The sequence below is a fragment of the Kitasatospora sp. NPDC091257 genome, assembly GCF_044757675.1.
GTDB classification, from domain to species: Bacteria; Actinomycetota; Actinomycetes; order Streptomycetales; family Streptomycetaceae; genus Kitasatospora; species Kitasatospora lactacystinica.
In genome coordinates, this window is sequence record NZ_JBIVVI010001017.1 from 1 (window position 1) to 3,384 (window position 3,384).

At 71.9% G+C, this 3,384-nt stretch carries 2 protein-coding genes; both read right to left on the reverse strand.

Features of this window, described 5'->3' with window-relative positions:
• Positions 1 to 57: 57 nt before the first annotated feature.
• Entirely contained in the window at positions 58 to 1,113 is a 1,056-nt protein-coding gene (locus ACIQOV_RS33640) for a 2-oxoacid:ferredoxin oxidoreductase subunit beta (RefSeq protein WP_401054562.1), read from the reverse strand.
• Positions 1,110 to 3,107 (reverse strand): 2-oxoacid:acceptor oxidoreductase subunit alpha, encoded by a 1,998-nt coding sequence (locus tag ACIQOV_RS33645; protein ID WP_380351861.1) that lies wholly within the window; start codon positions 3,105 to 3,107, stop codon positions 1,110 to 1,112. The genes ACIQOV_RS33640 and ACIQOV_RS33645 overlap by 4 nt, the downstream gene beginning before the upstream one ends.
• Positions 3,108 to 3,384: the final 277 nt, after the last annotated feature.

Genomic DNA, 3,384 nt, shown 5'->3' on the forward strand with positions numbered 1-3,384 from the left:
CCCCCTGTCCCGGCCGGGACAGGGGGCGCCGCTCGCTCGGACCGGACGGCGGGGCGGTCAGTCCACCGTCCAGGTGTCGTTGCCGGCGAGCAGCGCGGTCAGGTCGCCCTCGCCACGCTGGGTGGCGGCGGTGGCCAGCTGGTCCGCCATCAGCTCGTCGTAGACCGGCCGTTCGACGCTGCGCAGCACGCCGATCGGGGTGTGGTGCAGGGTGTCCGCGTCGGCGATCCGGGAGAGCGCGAAGGCGGCGGCGGGGCCGGCCGCGTGCGCGTCGTGGACCAGGACGTCCGCCTCGTTCTCCGCCGTGACCGGGGCGGTGAACAGCTCGCCGTCCGGCCCCCGGAAGACGCCGTTCGCCAGGTCCGCGCCGAAGCGGACGGGCCGCCCGTGCTCCAGCCGGATCAGTGCCTCGTCCCGGCTGCCGGGGTCCTTCAGCACCTCGAAGGCGCCGTCGTTGAAGATGTTGCAGTTCTGGTAGATCTCCACCAGCGCCGTGCCCCGGTGCTCGGCGGCCGCCCGCAGCACCGACTGGAGGTGCTGGCGGTCCGAGTCGATGGTGCGCGCGACGAAGGTGGCCTCGGCGCCGATCGCCAGCGACAGCGGGTTGAACGGCGCGTCCAGCGAGCCCATCGGGGTGGATTTGGTGATCTTGCCGACCTCGCTGGTCGGCGAGTACTGGCCCTTGGTGAGGCCGTAGATACGGTTGTTGAACAGCAGGATCTTCAGATTGACGTTCCGTCGCAGGGCGTGGATCAGGTGGTTGCCGCCGATCGACAGCGCGTCGCCGTCGCCCGTCACCACCCAGACGCTCAGGTCCTGGCGCGCGGTGGCCAGCCCGGTCGCGATCGCCGGCGCCCGGCCGTGGATCGAGTGCACCCCGTAGGTGTTCATGTAGTACGGGAAGCGCGAGGAGCAGCCGATGCCCGAGACGAACACCGTGTTCTCGCGCTTGATGCCCAGCTCCGGCATGAAGGACTGCACCGCCGCCAGGATCGCGTAGTCCCCGCAGCCGGGGCACCAGCGCACCTCCTGGTCGGTCTTGAAGTCCCGGGCGCTCTGCGGCCCTTCGGCCTTGGGTACCAGCTTCAGGGACGGGAAGGCGTGCTCGCTCATCGGTGGTCCTCCTCGTCCAGGGTGCCGATCGCGGCCCACAGCACGTCCGCCAACTGGGCGGCCTTGAACGGCAGCCCGCGCACCTGGTTGTAGGACTCGGCGTCCACCAGGTACTTCGCCCGCAGCAGCAGGGCCAGCTGCCCCAGGTTCATCTCGGGCACGATGATCTTCTCGTAACTCCGCAGCACCGAGCCCAGGTTGGCCGGGAACGGGTTGAGGTTGCGCAGGTGCGTCTGGGCGACCTCGCCGCCGTCCGCGCGCACCCGGCGCACCGCGGCGGTGATCGGCCCGTAGGTCGAACCCCAGCCGATCACCAGCACCCGGGCGTCGCCGGTCGGGTCGTCCACCTCGACCGGCTTCACCGTGATGCCGTCGATCTTGGCCTGCCGGGTGCGGACCATGAAGTCGTGGTTGGCCGGGTCGTAGGAGATGTTGCCGGTGCCGTCCTGCTTCTCGATGCCGCCGATCCGGTGCTCCAGGCCAGGCGTGCCGGGCACCGCCCAGGGCCTGGCCAGCGTCCGCGGATCGCGCAGGTACGGCCAGAAGGCGCCGTCCTCGCGGTTCGGGCCGGTGGCGAACTGCGGGTCGATCTCCGGCAGTTCGTCGACGGCGGGGATCCGCCAGGGCTCCGAGCCGTTGGCCAGGTAGCCGTCCGAGAGCAGGAACACCGGGGTGCGGTAGGTGACCGCGATCCGGGCCGCCTCCAGCGCCGCGTCGAAGCACTCCGCGGGCGTGGCCGGGGCGACGATCGGCACCGGCGCCTCGCCGTTGCGGCCGAACATCGCCTGCAGCAGGTCCGCCTGCTCGGTCTTGGTCGGCAGGCCGGTGGACGGGCCGCCGCGCTGGATGTCCACGATCAGCAGCGGCAGTTCGAGCGAGACGGCCAGGCCGATCGCCTCCGACTTCAGCGCGACCCCCGGCCCGGAGGTGGTGGTCACCCCGAGCGCCCCGCCGAAGGCGGCCCCGAGCGCGGCGCCGACGCCGGCGATCTCGTCCTCCGCCTGGAAGGTGCGCACCCCGAAGTTCTTGTGCCGGCTCAGCTCGTGCAGCACGTCCGAGGCCGGGGTGATCGGGTACGACCCCAGGTACAGCGGCAGGCCGGAGCGCTTCGCGGCGGCGATCAGCCCGTAGGACAGCGCGAGGTTGCCGGAGATGTTGCGGTAGCGCCCGGCCGGGAGCCTGGCCGGCGGCACCTCGTAGGAGACCGCGAAGGACTCCGTGGTCTCGCCGAAGTTCCAGCCCGCCCGGAAGGCGCTGATGTTCGCCTCGGCGATCTGCGGCTTCTTGGCGAACTTGGTGCGCAGGAACGACTCCGTCCCGTGCGTGGGCCGGTGGTACATCCAGGACAGCAGGCCCAGGGCGAACATGTTCTTCGCCCGCTCCGCGTCCTTGCGGGCCAGGCCGCTGTCCTTGAGCGCCTCCAGGGTCAGCGCGGTCAGCGGCACCTTGTGCAGGTGGAAGCCGTCCAGCGAACCGTCGGTCAGCGGGTCCGCCGGGTAACCGACCTTGGCCAGCGCGCGCTTGGTGAACTCGTCAGTGTTGACGATGATCTCGGCGCCGCGCGGCAGGTCCGGCAGGTTCGCCTTCAGCGCGGCCGGGTTCATCGCGACCAGCACGTTCGGGGCGTCGCCCGGGGTCAGGATGTCGTGGTCCGCGAAGTGCAGTTGGAAGGAGGAGACGCCCGGCAGGGTGCCGGCGGGCGCCCGGATCTCGGCCGGGAAGTTCGGCAGCGTGGACAGGTCGTTGCCGAAGGACGCCGTCTCCGAGGTGAACCGGTCACCGGTCAGCTGCATGCCGTCACCGGAGTCGCCGGCGAAGCGAATGATCACCCGATCGAGTCTGCGGATGGGCTTGCCCGGCTTCACCGGAGGGCCGCCCGGGGCCGGCGGTCCGGCGGGAGCGGCCGCACCCGAGCGCGCGTCACCGTTCCCGGCGCGGGCCTCGTCGCCGTCCGGGCCGTCCACTGCCTCTGACTGATCGACCTGACTGGTCACTGCCGCGGACCTCCTCGTGGGCACACCACCGCGGGCGCGGCCCCGTGCCCCGTCCGCCTGGTGCACCTCTCGCATCCTATGCGGGCCGACACGACGGCGGCCGGAACCACGGCAGCAATTTCACCGGCCCGCGGCCATACCGCACATGAGCAACAACGCCCGCCCGCCGGAGATCATTCCGGCTCGGGCGGGCGGACGCGAGCACCTCGGAGGCGCATGGCCGAGATGCGCTCCCCGGGGGCGCGCCCCCGGGGAGCGCGGGCGACGGAGCCGGGGC